General features: G+C 71.4%; 15 protein-coding genes and 1 pseudogene. 9 read left to right on the forward strand and 7 right to left on the reverse strand.

Going from position 1 to position 17,224, the window contains the following annotated elements; translation table 11 throughout:
- Window positions 1-194 precede the first annotated feature (194 nt).
- Both prmC and prfA read right to left on the reverse strand, forming a co-directional pair.
- A complete protein-coding gene (gene prmC, locus P1V51_16415) occupies window positions 195-1,064 on the reverse strand; it encodes a peptide chain release factor N(5)-glutamine methyltransferase (GenBank protein ID MDF1564629.1) in 870 nt (289 codons plus the stop codon).
- On the reverse strand, window positions 1,061-2,131 hold the full coding sequence (prfA, locus tag P1V51_16420; protein ID MDF1564630.1) for a peptide chain release factor 1: 1,071 nt from the start codon (window positions 2,129-2,131) through the stop codon (window positions 1,061-1,063). Before prfA ends, prmC begins: the two co-directional genes overlap by 4 nt.
- Window positions 2,132-2,199: 68 nt before the next feature.
- On the opposite strand from prfA, the gene cdd reads away from it, so the two are divergent.
- From cdd to P1V51_16435, 3 genes are read left to right on the forward strand one after another with little or no spacing between them, the layout of a single operon-like run.
- The gene (cdd, locus tag P1V51_16425; protein MDF1564631.1) at window positions 2,200-2,637 is read left to right on the forward strand and encodes a cytidine deaminase; all 438 of its coding nucleotides are present in this window, start codon (window positions 2,200-2,202) and stop codon (window positions 2,635-2,637) included.
- A gap of 60 nt (window positions 2,638-2,697) precedes the next feature.
- The gene (locus P1V51_16430; GenBank protein ID MDF1564632.1) at window positions 2,698-4,029 is read left to right on the forward strand and encodes a 5'-deoxyadenosine deaminase; all 1,332 of its coding nucleotides are present in this window, start codon (window positions 2,698-2,700) and stop codon (window positions 4,027-4,029) included.
- 17 nt (window positions 4,030-4,046) lie between these two features.
- A complete protein-coding gene (locus P1V51_16435) occupies window positions 4,047-4,484 on the forward strand; it encodes a hypothetical protein (protein ID MDF1564633.1) in 438 nt (145 codons plus the stop codon).
- Between the two features lie 159 nt (window positions 4,485-4,643).
- On the opposite strand, the gene ppk1 is transcribed toward P1V51_16435, so the two are convergent.
- Window positions 4,644-6,698: a polyphosphate kinase 1 gene (gene ppk1 / locus P1V51_16440; GenBank protein ID MDF1564634.1), complete on the reverse strand. Its 2,055-nt coding sequence runs from the start codon at window positions 6,696-6,698 to the stop codon at window positions 4,644-4,646.
- A 62-nt stretch (window positions 6,699-6,760) separates the two neighbouring features.
- On the opposite strand from ppk1, the gene P1V51_16445 reads away from it, so the two are divergent.
- Window positions 6,761-7,702 (forward strand): CHAD domain-containing protein, encoded by a 942-nt coding sequence (locus P1V51_16445; protein MDF1564635.1) that lies wholly within the window; start codon window positions 6,761-6,763, stop codon window positions 7,700-7,702.
- Between the two features lie 4 nt (window positions 7,703-7,706).
- Here the strand turns inward: P1V51_16445 and P1V51_16450 are convergent, their stop codons facing one another.
- The 4 genes and pseudogenes from P1V51_16450 to moaD form a co-directional block, all read right to left on the reverse strand.
- Window positions 7,707-8,216: a histidine phosphatase family protein gene (locus P1V51_16450; GenBank protein ID MDF1564636.1), complete on the reverse strand. Its 510-nt coding sequence runs from the start codon at window positions 8,214-8,216 to the stop codon at window positions 7,707-7,709.
- Window positions 8,217-8,230: 14 nt separating this feature from the next.
- Window positions 8,231-9,760 (reverse strand): polyphosphate:AMP phosphotransferase, encoded by a 1,530-nt coding sequence (gene pap / locus P1V51_16455; GenBank protein MDF1564637.1) that lies wholly within the window; start codon window positions 9,758-9,760, stop codon window positions 8,231-8,233.
- Window positions 9,761-9,931: 171 nt separating this feature from the next.
- The gene (locus tag P1V51_16460) at window positions 9,932-10,123 is read right to left on the reverse strand and encodes a hypothetical protein (protein MDF1564638.1); all 192 of its coding nucleotides are present in this window, start codon (window positions 10,121-10,123) and stop codon (window positions 9,932-9,934) included.
- Between the two features lie 72 nt (window positions 10,124-10,195).
- Window positions 10,196-10,869 (reverse strand): annotated as a pseudogene (gene moaD / locus P1V51_16465) (molybdopterin converting factor subunit 1).
- A gap of 99 nt (window positions 10,870-10,968) precedes the next feature.
- Here moaD and P1V51_16470 point away from each other — a divergent pair.
- The 5 genes from P1V51_16470 to P1V51_16490 all read left to right on the forward strand — a co-directional run bounded on the left by P1V51_16470 (window position 10,969) and on the right by P1V51_16490 (window position 17,193).
- Window positions 10,969-12,594 (forward strand): hypothetical protein, encoded by a 1,626-nt coding sequence (locus tag P1V51_16470; protein MDF1564639.1) that lies wholly within the window; start codon window positions 10,969-10,971, stop codon window positions 12,592-12,594.
- Between the two features lie 94 nt (window positions 12,595-12,688).
- Window positions 12,689-14,497, forward strand: a complete 1,809-nt coding sequence (locus P1V51_16475) for an ABC transporter ATP-binding protein (GenBank protein ID MDF1564640.1) — start codon at window positions 12,689-12,691, stop codon at window positions 14,495-14,497.
- Window positions 14,487-16,301, forward strand: a complete 1,815-nt coding sequence (locus tag P1V51_16480) for an ABC transporter ATP-binding protein (GenBank protein ID MDF1564641.1) — start codon at window positions 14,487-14,489, stop codon at window positions 16,299-16,301. The genes P1V51_16475 and P1V51_16480 overlap by 11 nt, the downstream gene beginning before the upstream one ends.
- Window positions 16,298-16,726 (forward strand): NUDIX hydrolase, encoded by a 429-nt coding sequence (locus P1V51_16485; protein MDF1564642.1) that lies wholly within the window; start codon window positions 16,298-16,300, stop codon window positions 16,724-16,726. Before P1V51_16480 ends, P1V51_16485 begins: the two co-directional genes overlap by 4 nt.
- Window positions 16,723-17,193, forward strand: coding sequence for a hypothetical protein (locus P1V51_16490; protein MDF1564643.1), 471 nt, complete (start codon window positions 16,723-16,725; stop codon window positions 17,191-17,193). The genes P1V51_16485 and P1V51_16490 overlap by 4 nt, the downstream gene beginning before the upstream one ends.
- Window positions 17,194-17,224 lie beyond the last annotated feature (31 nt).

Raw genomic sequence — 17,224 nt, forward strand, 5'->3', positions numbered from 1 at the left:
GGGACCTCTCCCGGGTGGAGGTGAGCGAGTCGAGGACGGCGGTCTGGGTGGTCTGGAGCATCTTCCTGTCTTCGAATCGCAAGGCGAGTGCCAGCCCGGGCCCGAGGGGCGGGGTGACGCAAGGCCGCGAAATCACGGCGCTCTGGCTCTATCCCGGGGATCCGTGCGTGTCAACGCCGACACTGACGGGGCCGTCAGGCCCGCGCCACCAGGAGCCGATCGTGTCCCGCCAGGTCCCGCCGGACCTCGGCTGCGCTCCAGCCGAGCGCGAGGGCCTCGGCGCGCAGGGTCGGGCCCTGCTCCTCGCCGTGCTCGAGGAGGAGGTGCCCTCCGGGGAGGAGGAAGGCTCTGCCCTCCCGCAGGATCCGCCGGGAGAGGGCGAGGCCCTCCTCCGGGGCCAGCAGGGCCATCCGCGGCTCGTGCCGCACCTCCGGGGGCAGGCCCTCCCAGCTCGCCGGAGCGATGTAGGGCGGGTTCGCGGTCAGGGCCGCGAAGCGCTCGCCCTCGGCGAGGGCCTCGAAGAGGTCGCCCTCCCGCTGCTCGTAGCGCTCGCTCACGCCGAGCTGCTCGGCGTTCTCGCGGGCCAGGGCCGCGGCGTCCGGCGAGAGCTCCACGGCCACCACCGAGAGGGTGGGGCGCTCGGCGGCGAGGGTGACGCCGATGCACCCGCTGCCGCTGCAGAGATCGAGCACCGGGTCCTGCCCACCACCGGGGATCAGGGCGAGGGCGGCGTCGACCAGCAGCTCGGTCTCGGGGCGGGGCACCAGCACCCGGCTGTCGATCCGGAAGCTCCGGCCGTAGAACTCGCGCCGCCCCAGGAGGTAGGCCACCGGCTCGCCGGCGGCCCGGCGCTCGACCAGGCGGCGGAAGGCGGCCCGCTCGTCCTCGTCCACCGGGCGGTCGTGATCGAGGTAGAGCTGGAGGCGCTCGCAGGAGAGCACCTCGGCCAGGAGCAGCTCGGCGTCGAGGCGCGGGCTGCTCGCCCCCTTCTTCTCGAAGAAGGGCGTCGTCCAGCCCAGCAGCTCCTTCACCGTCCAGCTGCCCGCGGGGGAGCCGGCGGTCACGGACGGGAGGCCTTGAGCGCCTCGGCCTGGAAGTGCGTGCGGCAGGCGACGATGACGTCGTCGAGATCTCCGTCGAGCACGCCGTCGAGGTTGTGCCGGGTCAGGCCGATGCGATGATCGGTGAGGCGATCCTGGGGGAAGTTGTAGGTGCGGATCTTGTCGGAGCGATCGCCGGTGCCCACCATGCTCCGGCGCATCTCGGCGCGCTCGTCGTGGGCCTTCTGCTGCTCGGCCTCGAGGATGCGCGAGCGCAGCACCATCAGCGCCTTCGCCTTGTTCTTGTGCTGGCTCTTCTCGTCCTGCATCGCCACCGTGATGCCGGTGGGGAGGTGGGTGATGCGCACCGCCGAGTCGGTGGTGTTCACGCTCTGCCCGCCTGGCCCGCTGGAGCGGTAGACGTCGATGCGCAGGTCGCTCGGATCGATCTTCAGATCGACCTCCTCGGCCTCGGGCAGGACGGCCACCGAGGCCGCCGAGGTGTGGATCCGCCCCTGGCTCTCGGTCTCGGGCACCCGCTGCACCCGGTGGACCCCGCTCTCGAACTTCAGGTGGGAGTAGACCGCCTCTCCGGCCAGCCGGATCATCGCCTCCCGCACGCCGCCGCGATCGCTCTCGGAGACCGAGAGCATCTCGGCCTTCCACCGGTGGCGCTCGGCCAGCCGCAGGTACATCCGCATCAGGTCGCCCGCGAAGAGGGCCGCCTCCTCGCCGCCGGTGCCGGCCCGGATCTCGAGGATGACGTTCTTCTCGTCGTACGGGTCCTTGGGCAGGAGGAGGACCTCGAGCGCCTTCTCCAGGTTCTCCTTGCTGGCGCGCAGCTCGGAGAGCTCCTCTCGCGCCATCTCCAGCATCTCCGGGTCGCTCTCGGCCTCGAGGAGCTCCTCGGCGTCCTTGATCTGCTGGAGGACCGCGCGGGCCTCGCGCAGCTTGAGGACCAGCGGCTCGATCCCGGCGCGCTCCTTGGCGACGGCCTGGAACTCACCTGGCCTCGCAGCGAGCTCGGGCTGCGACATCTTTTCGGTCAGCTCGTCGAAGCGACGCTCGACGTTTTCGAGTTTGTCCCACATGGCCGCACCGTTAATAGCACGAAGAAAAATAATGGCTCGCGGATCCGGCCCCGCGTACCATGACCTCCGTGGCAAGCGCCAAGCGAAAGCAGGGCACCCCGGACCTCCGGGCCCTGGAAGACACCCTGGTCGAGGCCGCCCTCGAGGCCCGGAAGAAGGCCTATGCGCCCTACTCCGGCTTCCTGGTGGGGGCCGCCCTCCTGACCGAGAGCGGGGAGATCGTCGGGGGCTGCAACGTCGAGAACGCCTCCTACGGCCTCTCGATCTGCGCCGAGCGGACGGCGGTGGCCCGGGCGGTGGCCCAGGGGCACCAGCACTTCACCATGGTGGCGGTCGCCACCCAGAGCTCCCCCCCCTCGCCCCCCTGCGGCGTCTGCCTGCAGACCCTGGCAGAGTTCGAGACCGACCTGCGGGTCGTGCTGGTGAACCCCCAGGGTGAGCGCGCCCGCCTCCAGCTCACGACCCTCCTCCCGGTCCGCTTCCAGAAGAAGAGCCTGGAAGACTAGGCGGGGGCTCCCCCGATCCGGTAGCCCTCACCCCCGGATTGGGGCTACAAGGCTGCATCCATGGACTTGCTCTTCTCCGGCGGCACCATCGTCACGATGGACCCCGAGCGGCGGGTGCTCGAGGGGGACCTCCTGGTCCGGGACGGCCGCATCGTCGCGCTGGGGGAGATCCCCGGCGAGGTGCTGGCCGCCGGGCACGGGCAGCGGCCCGTGGACTGCCGGGGCAAGATCCTCATCCCGGGCCTGATCCAGAGCCACGTGCACCTCTGCCAGACCCTCTTCCGGGGACAGGCCGAGGAGCTGGAGCTCCTGGACTGGCTGCGCGAGCGGATCTGGCCCTTCGAGGCGGCGCACGACCCCGAGAGCCTGCGGGTGAGCGCCGAGCTGGGCATCGCCGAGCTCATCGCCGGGGGGACCACGGCCTGCCTGGACATGGGCACCGTCCGCCACACCGACGCCATCTTCGAGGCGGCCGAGGAGACCGGCTTCCGACTCACCGGCGGGAAGGCCATGATGGACGTGCGGCGGGGGCTGCCGGCGGGCCTCCGGGAGAAGACCTCCGACTCCCTGAAGGAGAGCGACCGCCTGCGAGAGCGCTGGGAGGGCGAGGCCGGGGGCCGGCTGCGCTACGCCTACGCGCCCCGCTTCGTCCTCTCCTGCACCGAGGAGCTGCTGCAGGGGGTGGCCGAGCGCTGCGCCGACGGGGCCCGGGTGCACACCCACGCCTCGGAGAGCCAGGAGGAGCTGGCGGCGGTGCGCGAGCGCAGCGGCCTGGACAACGTCGCCTACCTCGACCGCCTCGGCCTCACCGGTGAGCGGGTGGCCCTGGCTCACTGCGTCTGGCTCACCGCCCGCGAGCAGCGGATCCTCGCCGAGACGGGGACCCACCTCCTCCACTGCCCCTCCAGCAACCTGAAGCTGGGCTCGGGGCTGGCGAAGATCCCCGAGCTGGAGGCCCTCGGCGTGCACGTCGCCCTCGGCCCCGACGGGGCGCCCTGCAACAACAACCTCGATCAGTGGGTGGAGATGCGGCTGATGGCGCTCATCCACCTGCCGCGGGTGGGGCCGGCCGGCTTCCCGGCCCGCAAGGTCTTCGAGGCCGCCACCCTCGGGGGGGCGCGCGCGCTCGGCCTGGAGCAGGAGGTGGGCTCCCTGGAGGTGGGCAAGCGGGGCGACCTGGCGGTGCTCGACCTCCAGCGCCCCGCGACCCTGCCCGGCGGGCAGGATATCTACAGTCGGCTCGTCTTCTCGGCGGGCCGGGATTGTGTCGAGACGGTGGCCATCGACGGCCAGATCGTGTTCGATCACGGGGTCTTCCTCACCCTCGACCGAGATCGGGTGCTGCGGGAGGCCGACGCCCACGCGAGAGCGATCGTCGGCCGGATCGGCTAGCGCCAGAAGGTACCGCCATGAAGAAGCTGAAGCTCGTCACCCTCCTCGTCGCCGTGGCGACCCTCGGCGCGATCGCCGGGAGCGCGGCCACCGCCGTCGCCGCCAAGACCAGCACCCGCTACCTGGTCTTCTTCGAGCCGGGGTCCTCCTGGAACTACGGCACCGGCATCCGCCTGCAGACCGGCTTCGCCAAGCACGTCGTCTACTTCAAGAAGGCCTTCAAGGCGAAGCAGGTGACCCACGTCGGCTCGGTGAAGGGCAAGAACCTCGTGCTGGCGCTCGGCCCGAAGGGCGCGACCAAGGCCGACATGAAGGCCCTGGCCCAGGGCGATCCGATGGTGAAGGCCGGGGTGCTGAAGTTCGAGGTCCGGGACTGGACCCTCGACTTCGAGGGCGACGACGAGGGGGGCTTCTCCGAGGACGAGCTCTCCGACGCCGATATAGAGGCGTACTAGCGGGGGAGAGCTCCGCTCCCCCCCGCGGGCCCCCCCAGGGCGAGCCAGCGTGTACTCGGGACCGCTGCGCTGCGGCGGCTTCGCGCCGCCTTCGCGCGCTTCTGCCCGGGGTCGTCGGATCTCATTCGCGGGGGAGAGCTCCGCTCCCCCTCCTGGCGGCTAGCCGCCGCTCTTGAGCCAGAGGCGCAGGGACTCCTGGGCGCGGATCCGGCGGCCGGAGACCTCGCTGCGCAGCTCGTTCTTCAGCCGCTTGCCGTGGAGGAGGCGCGCCTTCTGGGTGTCCCGCCGGTGGAAGTCCAGGAAGGCCAGCAGCTCCTTCTTGATCTCCTCGTCGTAGATCGGGCAGCCCACTTCGAGCCGGCGGTCGAGGTTGCGCGGCATCCAGTCGGCGCTGGTCAGGTAGACCTTCTCGTCGCCGCCGTTGAAGAAGACCAGGATCCGGCTGTGCTCGAGGAAGCGATCGATGATGCCGGTGGCCTCCATCCGGGCCTTGCGCTTCTTGCCGGCGATGACCGGTGAGAACATCCCGCGGACCATCAGCTCGACCTCCACCCCGGCCTCGGCCGCCTCGTAGAGGCGGTGGGTCAGCTCGGGATCGGTGATGTTGTTGAGCTTCACGGTGATCCGGGCGCGCAGGCCGGCCTTCGCGTTCTCGATCTCCTGGCAGATGAGGCGATCGAACTTCCGCCGGGCGTTGAAGGGTGAGACGAGCAGGTGGCGGTAGCCCGAGACCTCGTAGGTGCCGGTGAGGAACTCGAAGACCCTCGCCACCTCCCGGGTGATCTTGCGGTTGGTGGTGAGCAGGACGTGGTCGCTGTAGAGGCGAGCGGTGGTCTCGTTGAAGTTTCCGGTGCCGATGCAGGCGTGGAGGTCGTCGCCCTTGCTGCTGCGCCGGGTGACGAGGATCAGCTTGGAGTGGACCTTCAGGCCCTGCACCCCCTGGATCACCCGGACGCCCTCGCGCTGCAGCTCCTCGGACCAGTGGATGTTGGCCTGCTCGTCGAAGCGAGCCTGCAGCTCGATGACCGCCGTGACCTCCTTGCCGTTCTTCGCCGCGTTGATGAGGGCCTTGATGACGGAAGACTGCGAGGCCAGGCGATAGAGGGTGATCTGGATCGACCGCACCTTCGGGTCGATCGAGGCCTCCCTCAGCAGGTCGATGACGTGGGTGAAGGACTGGTAGGGGAAGTGCAGCAGGACGTCGCCCCGCTGCATGCGGGCGAGGATGCTGCTGGCGCCCTCGAGGGCGGGGTGGGGCGCCGGCACGTGCCGGCGGTAGCGCAGGTTGGCCTTGCCCACGGCCGGGAAGCGGATGAGGTCCTTGAGGTTGTGGTAGCGGCCTCCGGGCAGGAAGTCGCTGTCGCTCCCCTTGAGCCCCAGCTTGCGGGTGAGCAGGCGCCGCGTGTCGTCGGGCATCGAGCGGTCGTAGACGAAGCGCACCGGGTCGCCCGCCTTCCGCTTCTCCAGGCTCTTGGCGACCTTGTCGACGTAGCTCTCGAAGACGTCGTCGTCGATGTCCAGCTCGGCGTCCCGGGTGAGCTTGATCGTGTAGGCCTCGGCTTCATCCACGCCGAGGGTGGCGAAGAGCACCACCAGGCGGTGCCGGATGATGTCGTCCAGCCAGATCAGGGTCGCGCCGCTCTTCGAGGGGAGCTGCACGAAGCGGGGGAGCAGGTCGGTGGGCAGCCGGATGAGGGCGTGGAGCGGCCGCTTGCCCGGGCGGCAGCGGTGGAGGCGGCAGGCGAAGTAGATGTCGTAGTCGTTTAGGTCCGGGACGTCGGCGACCTGGTCGAGCATCACCGGCATCAGGGTGGGCCGGACCTCCTCCTCGAAGTAGGTGCGGACGAAGTCGGTCTGCGCCTCGTCGAGGGTGTTCTCGTCGACGAAGTGGATGCCCTCGGCGGCCAGGGCCTCGAGGGTGGCGGTGTGGGCGGCGTCCCGCCGCCGCTGCTGCTCGAGGACGATCCGGTTGATCTGCCTGAGGACCGTGGCCGGATCGTGAGGCACGTACTTGCGGGCCTGCTTGCCGAGCTTGGCCAGCCTCTTGAGGGTGGCGACCCGCACCCGGAAGAACTCGTCGAGGTTGGAGGAGAAGATGCCGAGGAAGCGGATCCGCTCCTCGAGAGGGACGAGGGGGTTCTCGGCCTCCTGTAGCAGGCGCTCGTTGAAGGAGAGCCAGCTGATCTCCTTGTTGCGAATCTCGTTCGAGTCCAACCCCAGGAGCATAGGCACAGATCTGGAGCGGGGGGTAACATTCGGTACGGGTTGGCGATGCCATGAGCGAGGTCGCGGAAAAGGCCCCCGGCGTGGGGGCGCTCGAGCTGGTGCCCGGCCGCCCGCTCCTCCCCGAGCTGCGGCGGGTGGCCCGGGAGCAGGTGGAGGCGAACCTGGACGAGCTCGCGGCGCGCGACCTGCCCGCCGACGAGCTGGTCCACGAGGTCCGCAAGCGCTGCAAGAAGGTCCGGGCCCTCCTGCGGCTGCTGCGCCCCGCGCTCGGCGAGGCGGTCTACCGCCGCGAGAACGCCGCCTTCCGCGACGCCTCACGCCTGCTCGCCGAGTGGCGGGACGACGACGCCCTCCTGGAGGCCTGCGAGGCCCTCGAGGGCACGCTCGGCACGCCGGGCCTGCGCCGGAGTCATTCGGCCCTCGTGGGCCGGCTGCGCGCCCGGCGGGAGGCCCTGCGCGCCGACCCCGGGCACCTCGAGGAGCGGCTCGGCGCCTTCGCCCACGCGATGGACGAGGCCCGGCAGCGGATGGCCGGCTGGGAGCTGCGGGGCTCGGGCCGCAAGACCCTGCGCCGCGGTCTGCGCCGGACCTACGCCCGGGGGCGGCGGGAGCTCGCCCGCTGCGAGGAGGCGCCCGGCGAGGAGGCCTTCCACGGCTGGCGCAAGCGGGTGAAGTACCACGGCTACCACCTGCGCCTGCTCCAGGGCGCCTGGCCCGCGGGGCTGGCCGCCCGCCTCGAGCGGGTGAAGGCCCTCGGGCAGTGCCTGGGGGACCACCACGACCTCACCGTGCTGGGGCAGCGCGTGAGGCAGGAGGGTGGGCGCCTGGGCCTCGAGCCCCGGGCGCGCGGCGCCTACCTGCGCTTCCTGAAGGCCCGGCAGCGGGCCCTGGAGACCCGAGCCCTGGAGGAGGGCGCCTTCTTCTTCGTCGATCCCCCGGCGGCCGAGGCCCGGCGCCTCCTGGCCTACTGGGAGCTCGCGGGCCGGCGCTGAACCCTCAGGCGTTCGCCGCCAGGTGACGCAGCACCCGGGGAGGATGGAGGGCGAGGAGGTGGCCGGGGCCCCCCGGGTGCCACTCCACCTGGGCCGCGCCGGCCTTCTTGAGGCGCCAGGCGGGATCCGCGCGCCCCAGCAGCCCGGCCAGGAGCAGGTCGAGGTGGGGGGCGTGACCCACCACCGCGATGATCCGGCACTCCAGCTCGGCGATGAGGGTGAGGGACTGCGGGATCGAGCCGAAGGGCTCGAGGTGGGCGCTCTCGAGCTGCTCCACCTCGGCCTCGCCGCAGGCCTCGCGCAGGAGGTCGGCCGTCTGGCGGGCGCGCAGGTAGGGGCTCGAGAGGATCAGCCCCGGGGCGCCGGAGGCCAGCACCAGCCCCCGGGCCGCCTGCCGGGTGCGCTCGAGGCCCCGCTCGGTGAGGTGGCGCTCGGCGTCCTCGCGAGGGCAGCCCGGCTCTCCCCGCTCGATGGCGATCCCGTGGCGGAAGAGGAGGATGTGCTTGGGATCCATGGGCTCTCCCCGGTCTACTTTCCGGCCTTCTTCCCCGGGGCCTTCTTGCGGGAGCGGGCGTCCTTCTTGCGCTTGCCGCGGCTCTCGAGGGCCGCCTCCATGCGCTCGATGACGGTCTCGAGGACCTGCACCCGCGCGTGGCGCTTGTCGTCTCCGGCCACCAGGGTCCAGGGCGCATCGTGGGTGCTGGTGCGATCGACCATCTCGTTCACCGCGGCCTCGTAGGCGCCCCACTTCTCCCGGTTGCGCCAGTCCTCGTCGGTGATCTTGAACTGCTTCCAGGGGGTCGCCTGCCGCTCCTCGAAGCGGCGCAGCTGCTCCTCCTTGCTGATGTGCAGCCAGAACTTGCACAGCACGATTCCGTGGTCGATGAGGTGGTCCTCGAAGGCGTTGATCTCCCCGAAGGAGCGCCGCCACTCGGTCTCGGTGGCGAAGCCCTCCACCCGCTCGACGAGCACCCGCCCGTACCAGGAGCGGTCGAAGATCCGCACCATGCCGTCCGCGGGGATCTCGCGCCAGAAGCGCCAGAGGTAGTGCTGCAGCTTCGCCTCGCCCTCGGGCGCGGCGATCCGGACGACCCGGTAGAGGCGGGCGTCGATGGGGGAGATCAGGCGGCGGATGGCGCCGCCCTTCCCGCCGGCGTCCCAGCCCTCGAAGGCGCAGACCGTCGCGATGCGCTGCTGGTAGAGCTCCCAGCCCAGGGCCTGCAGCCGGGTCTGGGCGGCGGCCAGCCGGGAGCGGTAGCCCTTCTTGGTGAGCTTCGCCGAGAGGTCCACGGTGTCGAGGATGGTGTGCCCGGCCTCGGCGGAGGGATCCCCCGAGGGCCGGGAGGGCTTCTCGGCGGCGTGGTCCAGGGCCCGGCGCGTGGTCTCGAGGATCAGCTCGGCGGCGGTGATGTCCCGGTAGAGGGGATCGGTCGACTCGACCACGTGCCAGGGGCAGGCGCCGGTGTCGGTGATGCGGATCGCGCGCTCGGTCGCGGCCATCATCCGCTCGTAGTGCTTCGCGTACTTCTTCGCCATCGGCGAGACGGTCCAGTTCTTCTTCTTCGACTCCTTGTGGCGCCTCTTCTGGGCGTCGGCGGAGAGGTGAAGCCAGAGCTTCACCAGGATCGCGCCGCCGTCGCTGATGGTGCGCTCGAAGTCGGCGATCTGGTGCAGGCGCCGCTCGAAGCTCGCCTCGTCCAGCTCCTCGAAGCCCCGGCCATTGATGGGGTCGGTGTACCAGCCGCCGAAGAGCACGCCGGTGCGCCCCCCCGGGGGGAGCTGCTGCCAGTAGCGCCAGGCCCAGGGGCGGGCCGCCTCCTGGTCCGTGAGCTGCCAGAAGCTCACGGTGTTGACGGTGCGCGCGTCGAGCCAGCCGGTCAGCTGATTGACCAGCAGGCTCCTCCCCGCGCCCTCGACCCCCGCCACGAGGATGATGATCGGCCGGCCCGCCGCGGCAGCATCCTGCTGCGCCTGGACCAGCCCCATCCTCAGCTCCGGCACGCGCTTCTCGAACTGGGCCTTCGAGAGCTTGTGCCCCACCTCCGCAGCCTCGAACATTCCACCACCCTAAACCAGAAATCATGATTCCCGAACACGCCCGGCTTGCAGGCCGCACCCGCCTGCGGCGTCAGGCCTCGGTCACCTAGCTAAGGCTAGGCTCCCTCACCCTTCCTTGCATCCGGGCACGTCCGCGGCGCCATCCGCTGTTCGGGAATCATGATCTCTGGTTTAGCGCGCCGGCGCGTGCGGCGCAGCAGGCGGGCTGACGAGAAGACGCCCCTCTCCCGGGGGTGGGAGAGGGGCGGGACGGGCCTCGTCGAAGACCTGGGACCGGCGATCGTGCTCCACGGGGAGGCAGGCGGCGGAGGTGAGGAGGACGAGGGCGAGGGCGAGGGTGGCGTCGAAGCGGGGGTTGAGCACGGTTGGCTCTCCTTTCGCCCCCTTCAACACCGGGGCTTCGGGAAAGTGTCACCGGGGGTGCCGACTCCTCCTTCAGGGGCCCAGACCCACCCACTCGGCGCCGTCCTCGAAGACCTCGCGCTTCCAGATGGGGACGTCGGCCTTCAGGGCCTCGATGGCGTGGCGGCAGCCCTCGAAGGCCTCCGCCCGGTGCGGCGCGGCCACCGCGATCACCACGGCCAGCTCACCGAGGCCGAGCACGCCCACCCGGTGGTGGATGGCGCAGCGGGCGCCCGGCCAGCGGGCCTCCACCTCGTCGGCGATCCGGCGCAGGACCCGCTCGGCCATCGGCCGGTAGGCCTCGTACTCCAGGCGCACGACCTGCTTGCCCCGGCTCTGGCGCCGCACCTGCCCCTGGAAGGTGACGACGCCGCCGGCGCCGTCGTCGGTGACGCAGGCCTCGACCGCGCGCGGATCCAGCGGCGCGTCGAGGACGGCGATGGCGCCCGGATGCGCGCTCATCCCCCGGCCACCGGGGGGATGATCGCCACCTCGTCGCCCTCCCGCAGGGGGGCGTCGTCGTCCACGAAGTCCTCGTTCACCGCCAGCCGGCAGCGGGGCAGCAGGCGCTCGAGCCCGGGCCACTCGGCCGCCAGCCGGACCCGCAGCGCGCCCACGTCGAGGCCCTCCTCGACGGCCAGTTCGGCCTCGCTCTGGCCTCCGGCGGCGTCCCGGGCCGCGGCGAAGAAGAGGATCTCAAGCTGCATCGGGGGATGGTTGCACACCCCCTCCCGGACTGCCAAGATGACCGGACTGCCCCGGTTTTTTCACGGGTGAAACCTCCCGCCTCGCAAAGGGTCGTCTTCATGGTTCTCCTGCGCCGCTTCGCCCTCCCTCTGCTCTTCTGCGCACTCCTCCTCGCCCCGGGCTGCCCCAAGAACAACGGCGACGGGGACGGCGGCACCCCCGACGCCTCGGGCGACGGGGGCGGGACCGACGGCGGCGGCGTCGACGCCGGACCCACCCTCTGCCGCTCCGACTACGAGTGCGACACCGGTGAGATCTGCGAGGACGCCACCGGCGACTGCATCGCCGGCAACGCCTGCAACCCCTCCCTGGGCTTCGCCAACTGCAACTTCCCCACCGACGGGGCGGGCTGCGGGATGACCGGGCCCGAGGACTGCGTCTGTGATCCGGCGGACAGCATCTGCCGCGAGCGCCGCATCCTCTGCGAGCCCTGCGCGTCGAACGAGCAGTGCGGCAACCACCCCCTCTACGACCGGCCCGCCGACTGCGTCTCCTACGGCGGTGAGACGGTCTGCCTGGCCCCCGCGGGCACCCGCGGCTGCCCCCAGGGCTACGAGCCCGACGCCAACAACGTCTGCGTGCCGGCCGGCGGCGACTGCGCCTCGGTCTTCGCCTGCGTCGCCGACGCCGACTGCCCGCCGGCGCGGCCGATCTGCAACCTCTCCACCGGCACCTGCGCCAAGGGCTGCGTCTTCGACCTCGAGACCGGCGACTCGACCTGCGCCAGCAACCAGGTCTGTCACGAGGACGGGAAGTGCCGCCTGCCCTGCGATCCGCAGAACGACAACTGCGCCGACTTCAACCCGGAGTTCATCTGCAAGGAGGACACCGGCGGGAACTGGCGCTGCCGCCACGACGGCTGCATCGACAACATCGAGTGCGAGGTCCCGCAGGACAGCCCCTACGTCGGCTTCTGTGAGCTCACCAGCCACGCCTGCGTCCTCGATCGCTGCCGCCCCGAGCGCACCGAGGCCGACGGCAGCAACCCCGACTGCAAGCTCCCCAACCGCTGTGACAACAGCGGCGCCTGCGTGCCCATGACCTGCCTCGAGCGTGGCGGCGCCCCCCTGGCCTGCCTGCCCAACAACATCTGCTGCGGTGAGTGCCGCAACGTGCTGGGCAACCCCTCCCGCGACGCCTGCGATCCCTGGGCCTGCAACGGCTCCGAGACCCCGCAGGGCGAGCCGGCCCTCGACGGCTGCGTGATCGCCCCGAACCCGCCCTGGTGTCAGTCCTGCGGCGACGACGCCGAGTGCGCGGGCTCGAACCCGGTCGAGGATGCGCGCGACACCGGGAAGTGCCTGAACAACGTCTGCAGCCCCACCTGCCAGACCAACACCGACTGCCCGACCCTCTGGGGCTGCCAGTACCTCTTCGCGGGCTGCGATCCGACCCAGCCCGACCAGTGCGGCACCGGAGGCTCCTGCGTGGACGACGCCCCCTACGGGCCGCAGTGCACCAGCGACAACGACTGCAACACCGACGCGGGCCAGTCCTGCGTGGCCGACCCGGCCGACGGCGTGCAGAAGTGCCACGCGGCCTTCAACGTCTGCGACTGCACCTCGGGTGGAGCGCCCGCCGACACCAACTGCCCCACCGACACTCGCTGCGCCGAGACCGGCTTCCAGAAGCACCGCTGCGTCGCGACCAAGGTCTGCCTCCCGGGCCAGGATCTCTGCCAGTAGCGCCGGCGGCCCCTCACTCCTCCTGGCCTTCCGCCGGCCCGTGAGCTGGCGGAGGCCCGAGCTCGGGCCCAGCTTCGAGGCCTGAAGAGCGCCCATGTCTGCCCCGTCCATCAACGCGCCGAGGCGCCTGCGTGACGACTTCCGCCGCTACCGGGGGGAGTTCGTCCTGGGCTTCCTCGCGCTGCTGACCACCAACCTCCTGGCGCTCTCGATTCCCTGGCTCCTCGAGCAGGCGATCGACGCCCTGGCCAGCCCCGAGATGGGGGGCACCGGGGGCGGGGCCGCGGAGGCGGGCCGCTACGCCCTCTTCATCGCGGGGGTCGCGGTGCTGATGGGGGGCGTGCGCACCCTCAGCCGGGTGGTGATCTTCAACGCCGGCCGCAAGATCGAGTTCGACACCCGCAACGCCCTCTTCGAGCACCTCTCCCGCCTGCCTCCCGCCCACTACCAGCAGATGAGCGTGGGCGACGTCATGAGCCGGGCGGTGAACGACCTGGGGCAGGTGCGGCTGATCTTCGGGCCGGGCATCCTCAACCTGGTCAACACCTCGGTGGCCTACACCGTGGGCCTGGGGCTGATGTTCTCCATCGATCCCTGGCTGACCCTGGCGGCGCTGGCCCCCTATCCCCTGCTCCTGCTGGTGGTGCGCCGCTTCTCCTGGCGCCTCTTCCGCCAGTCCCGCGCGGTCCAGGAGAGCCTGGGCACCCTCTCGACCTTCGTGCAGGAGAACCTCGCCGGCCAGCAGGTGGTGAAGGCCTACAACCTGCAGGAGGAGATGAAGGAGCGCTTCGCCGGCCGCAACCAGCACCTCCTCGAGCGCAGCCTGGATCTGGCCTTCACCCGCGGGGCGATGGTCCCCATCTTCGGCCTGATCACCGGCCTCGAGACCCTGGTCGTGCTCTGGTTGGGGGGCAGCGCGGTCATCGACGGGCGGATCACCCTCGGGGCCCTGGTGGCCTTCAACGGCTACCTCGCCCACCTCACCTGGCCCACCATCGCCCTGGGCTGGATGCTCTCGGTCTGGCAGCGGGGGCTGAGCGCGATGGAGCGCCTCAACGAGATCTTCACCGCCGAGCCCACCTTGCGGGACCGGGACCCCGTCGCCCTCGAGGCCATCGAGGGGAGCCTCGAGGCCCGGGGGCTCTCCTTCACCTACCCCGGGGCCGAGGGCCCGGCCCTCACGGGGCTCTCCTTCCGCCTCGAGCGCGGGCATCGCCTGGGCATCGTCGGCCCCACCGGCAGCGGCAAGTCGACCCTGGTCGACCTCCTCCCCCGCCTGGCGGAGGTACCCCGGGGCCAGCTCTTCGTGGACGGCATCGACATCAACGATCTGCCGCTGAGCCTGCTGCGCCGCTCGGTGGGCTACGCCCCCCAGGAGCCCTTCCTCTTCTCCGACACCCTCCACGCCAACATCGCCTTCGCCCGCCCCGAGGCCAGCCGCGAGGAGGTCGAGCGGGCGGCGCGCCTGGCGGCGATCCACGAGGACATCGCCAGCTTCCCGGAGGGCTACGAGACGTTGGTGGGAGAGCGGGGCGTGACCCTCTCCGGTGGTCAGCGGCAGCGGGTGGCCCTGGCCCGGGCGATCCTCAAGGATCCGGCGGTGCTGATCCTCGACGACTCCCTCTCCTCGGTGGACGCCGACACCGAGGCCCGGATCCTCTCGGGCCTCGAGGAGGTCCTCGCCGGGCGAACGAGCGTCGTCGTCAGCCACCGGCTGGTGGCGGTGATGGAGTGCGAGACGATCCTGGTCCTCGAGGAGGGCCGGCTCGCGGCGGTGGGGGACCACGCGACCCTGCTCGAGCGCTCCGGCTTCTACGCCGAGCTCTGGCGGCGGCAGCGCCTCGAGTCGAGCCTGCAGGCGCTGGCCGCCGATGCCCTGGGAGATGGCGCCGATGTCGCTTGACTCCCTCCGCGGCCTCGAGGACGAGCCCGTCCTCGGCAAGGCCTACGACGCCCGCCTGATCCGGCGCCTCTGGCGCTACGTACTGCCCTACCGCCAGCGCTTCGCCCTGGTGATGCTGCTCATCCCGGTGGCCTCGGCGGCGCAGCTGGCGCAGCCCTACCTGCTGAAGATCGCCATCGACGAGCACATCGCGGTGGGCAAGCTGGAGGGGCTGGGCCTGCTGGCCGGCGCGCTGATCGCCGCGCTCGTGGTGCAGCTGATGGTCACCTTCGCCGAGCTCTACCAGCTGCAGGCCCTCGGCGTGCGCTCGACGAACGATCTTCGGATGCACGTCTTCTCCAAGGTGCAGCGCCTGCCCCAGCGCACCTTCCACCAGGTGCCCCTCGGCCGGCTGATGACCCGGATGACCAACGACATCGAGAACATCACCGAGATGTTCGCCGGGGGCGTGGTCACGATGATCGCCGACTTCGTCACCCTCCTGGGCATCGTGGCGGTGATGCTCTGGATCGACTGGAAGCTGGCCCTGATCTCCTTCGCCGTCGTCCCGCCGCTGGCCTTCCTGGTGAACGCCTTCCGACTCCGGGCCCGGGAGGCCTTCCGGCTGACCCGCTCCCTGGTCTCGCGGATCAACACCTACCTGCAGGAGAACCTCTCCGGCATGAGCGTCGTGCAGGCCTTCGTGCGGGAGAAGCACAACCTGGGGGTCTTCCGGCGGCTCAACGGCGACTACCGGGACGCCTACTTCCTGGCCATCCGCTACGACGCGCTCCTCTACTCCGTGGTGGAGATGATCGGCTCGGTGGCCGTGGCCGGCATCGTCTGGTACGCGGCCGGCGACATCGCCTCGGGGGTCCTCACCTTCGGGGTGCTGGTGGCCTTCGTGGAGTACATCCAGAAGTTCTTCATCCCCATCCGGGACCTCTCGGCGAAGTACACCGTGATGCAGTCGGCCATGGCCTCGGCCGAGCGGGTCTTCGGTCTCCTCGACGCCGAGGTCGCGCCGGGCGGAGCGCTGGAGTCCCTCCCGCCCCTCGCCGACGCCCTGCGCTTCGAGGGCGTGAGCTACAGCTACGACGGCCGGGAGCGGGTGCTCCGCGGGGTCGATCTCGAGGTCCGCAAGGGCGAGCGGGTGGCCCTGGTGGGCGCCACCGGCTCCGGCAAGAGCACCCTCGTCCGCCTGCTGTTGCGCCTCTACGAGCCCGGCGGACCGCTCGCCCAGGGGACGATCACCTTCGACGGACGGGACATCCGCGAGCTCGACCCTCGCTCCCTGCGCTCCCACTTCGCGGTGGTGCTGCAGGACGCCTTCCTCTTCCAGGGGACCCTGGCGGAGAACATAACGCTGGGCGAGGAGACCTTCACCCCGGAGGAGATCGCCGCCGCGGCTCGCGGCGCCCGGGTCGACGCCCTGGCGGCGCGTCGCAGCGAGGGGCTGCAGGCGGCCGTGGACGAGCGCGGCTCGAACCTCTCGGCGGGGGAGCGGCAGCTGGTCGCCTTCGCCCGGGCCCTGATCCGGGATCCCGAGATCCTCGTCCTCGACGAGGCCACCGCCAGCGTGGACAGCGAGACCGAGGCCCTCCTGCAGGAGGCGATGGAGACCCTCCTCGAGGACCGCACCGCGATCATCATCGCCCACCGCCTCTCCACCATCGAGCGGGCGGACCGGGTGGTGGTGCTCCATCAGGGCCGGGTGGTCGAGGAGGGACCCCACGCCGAGCTGCTGGCCCGCGGGGGCTACTACGCACGGCTCTACGAGTTGCAGTATGGAGGGGGCACGGAGACGAGCTCGAGGACGACATGATCGAAGGACATCGGAACCCGGTCCCCACGGTGGACGTGATCATCGAGCTCGGCGCCGAGCGGAAGATCGTGCTCATCGAGCGCAAGAACGAGCCCCACGGCTGGGCGATCCCCGGCGGCTTCGTCGACTACGGCGAGCGGCTGCCCGACGCCGCCCGGCGGGAGGCGAAGGAGGAGACGGGGCTCACCGTCGAGCTCGAGTGCCTGCTGGGGGTCTACTCCGATCCCGCCCGCGACCCCCGCCTCCACACCGTCAGCGCGGTCTACGTCGGCCGGGCCGAGGGCGAGCCGGTGGCCGACGACGACGCGGCCTCCCTCGCGCTCTTCCCGGCCGAGGCGCTGCCCGCCCAGCTCTGCTTCGACCATCGGCAGATCCTCGACGACTACCTCGCCTGGCGCGAGCGGGGGGAGCTGCCTCGGCCATGAGCGCCCTGAACGATCGGCTGATGGCCCTGCTCGAGGCCGGCCCCCTCCCGGAAGGCGAGGGGTGGGGTGCGCTGGTGCGGCTGCGGGACGAGGGCGGCGAGCCCCTGGGCTTCGCCGGCCGCCTGCAGGGGGGCGCGGAGCTCCGGGCGACCGTGGCCGAGGCCGGCCGCCTGGCCCTCGAGGCCGACGCCCGCTTCGGCGCGGCCGGGCGCGAGGGCGCGATCGACGCGATCGAGCTCTACCTCGTGCGCGAGGGCGAGCAGGTGAGCGAGGCCGCGCCCCTGCTGCCGGGGGAGGGCGTGCACGTCGTGGGCGGCCACCGCCGGGCGGTCTACCTCTCCCCCCCCGGTCACTCGCCGGTGGAGGTGCTGCGGGGCGGCTGCATCGCCGCCGGGCTCCACCCGAAGTCCTGGGAGGACGAGGCGGGGCCCCGGATCACGCGCCTGACCGTCCACCGCCTGGGCTGATCCGGCTTCCAGGCCTGGCAGCGCGGCGCCG

Source organism: Deltaproteobacteria bacterium, from assembly GCA_029210625.1.
In the GTDB taxonomy this organism is placed as follows: domain Bacteria; phylum Myxococcota; class Myxococcia; order SLRQ01; family SLRQ01; genus JARGFU01.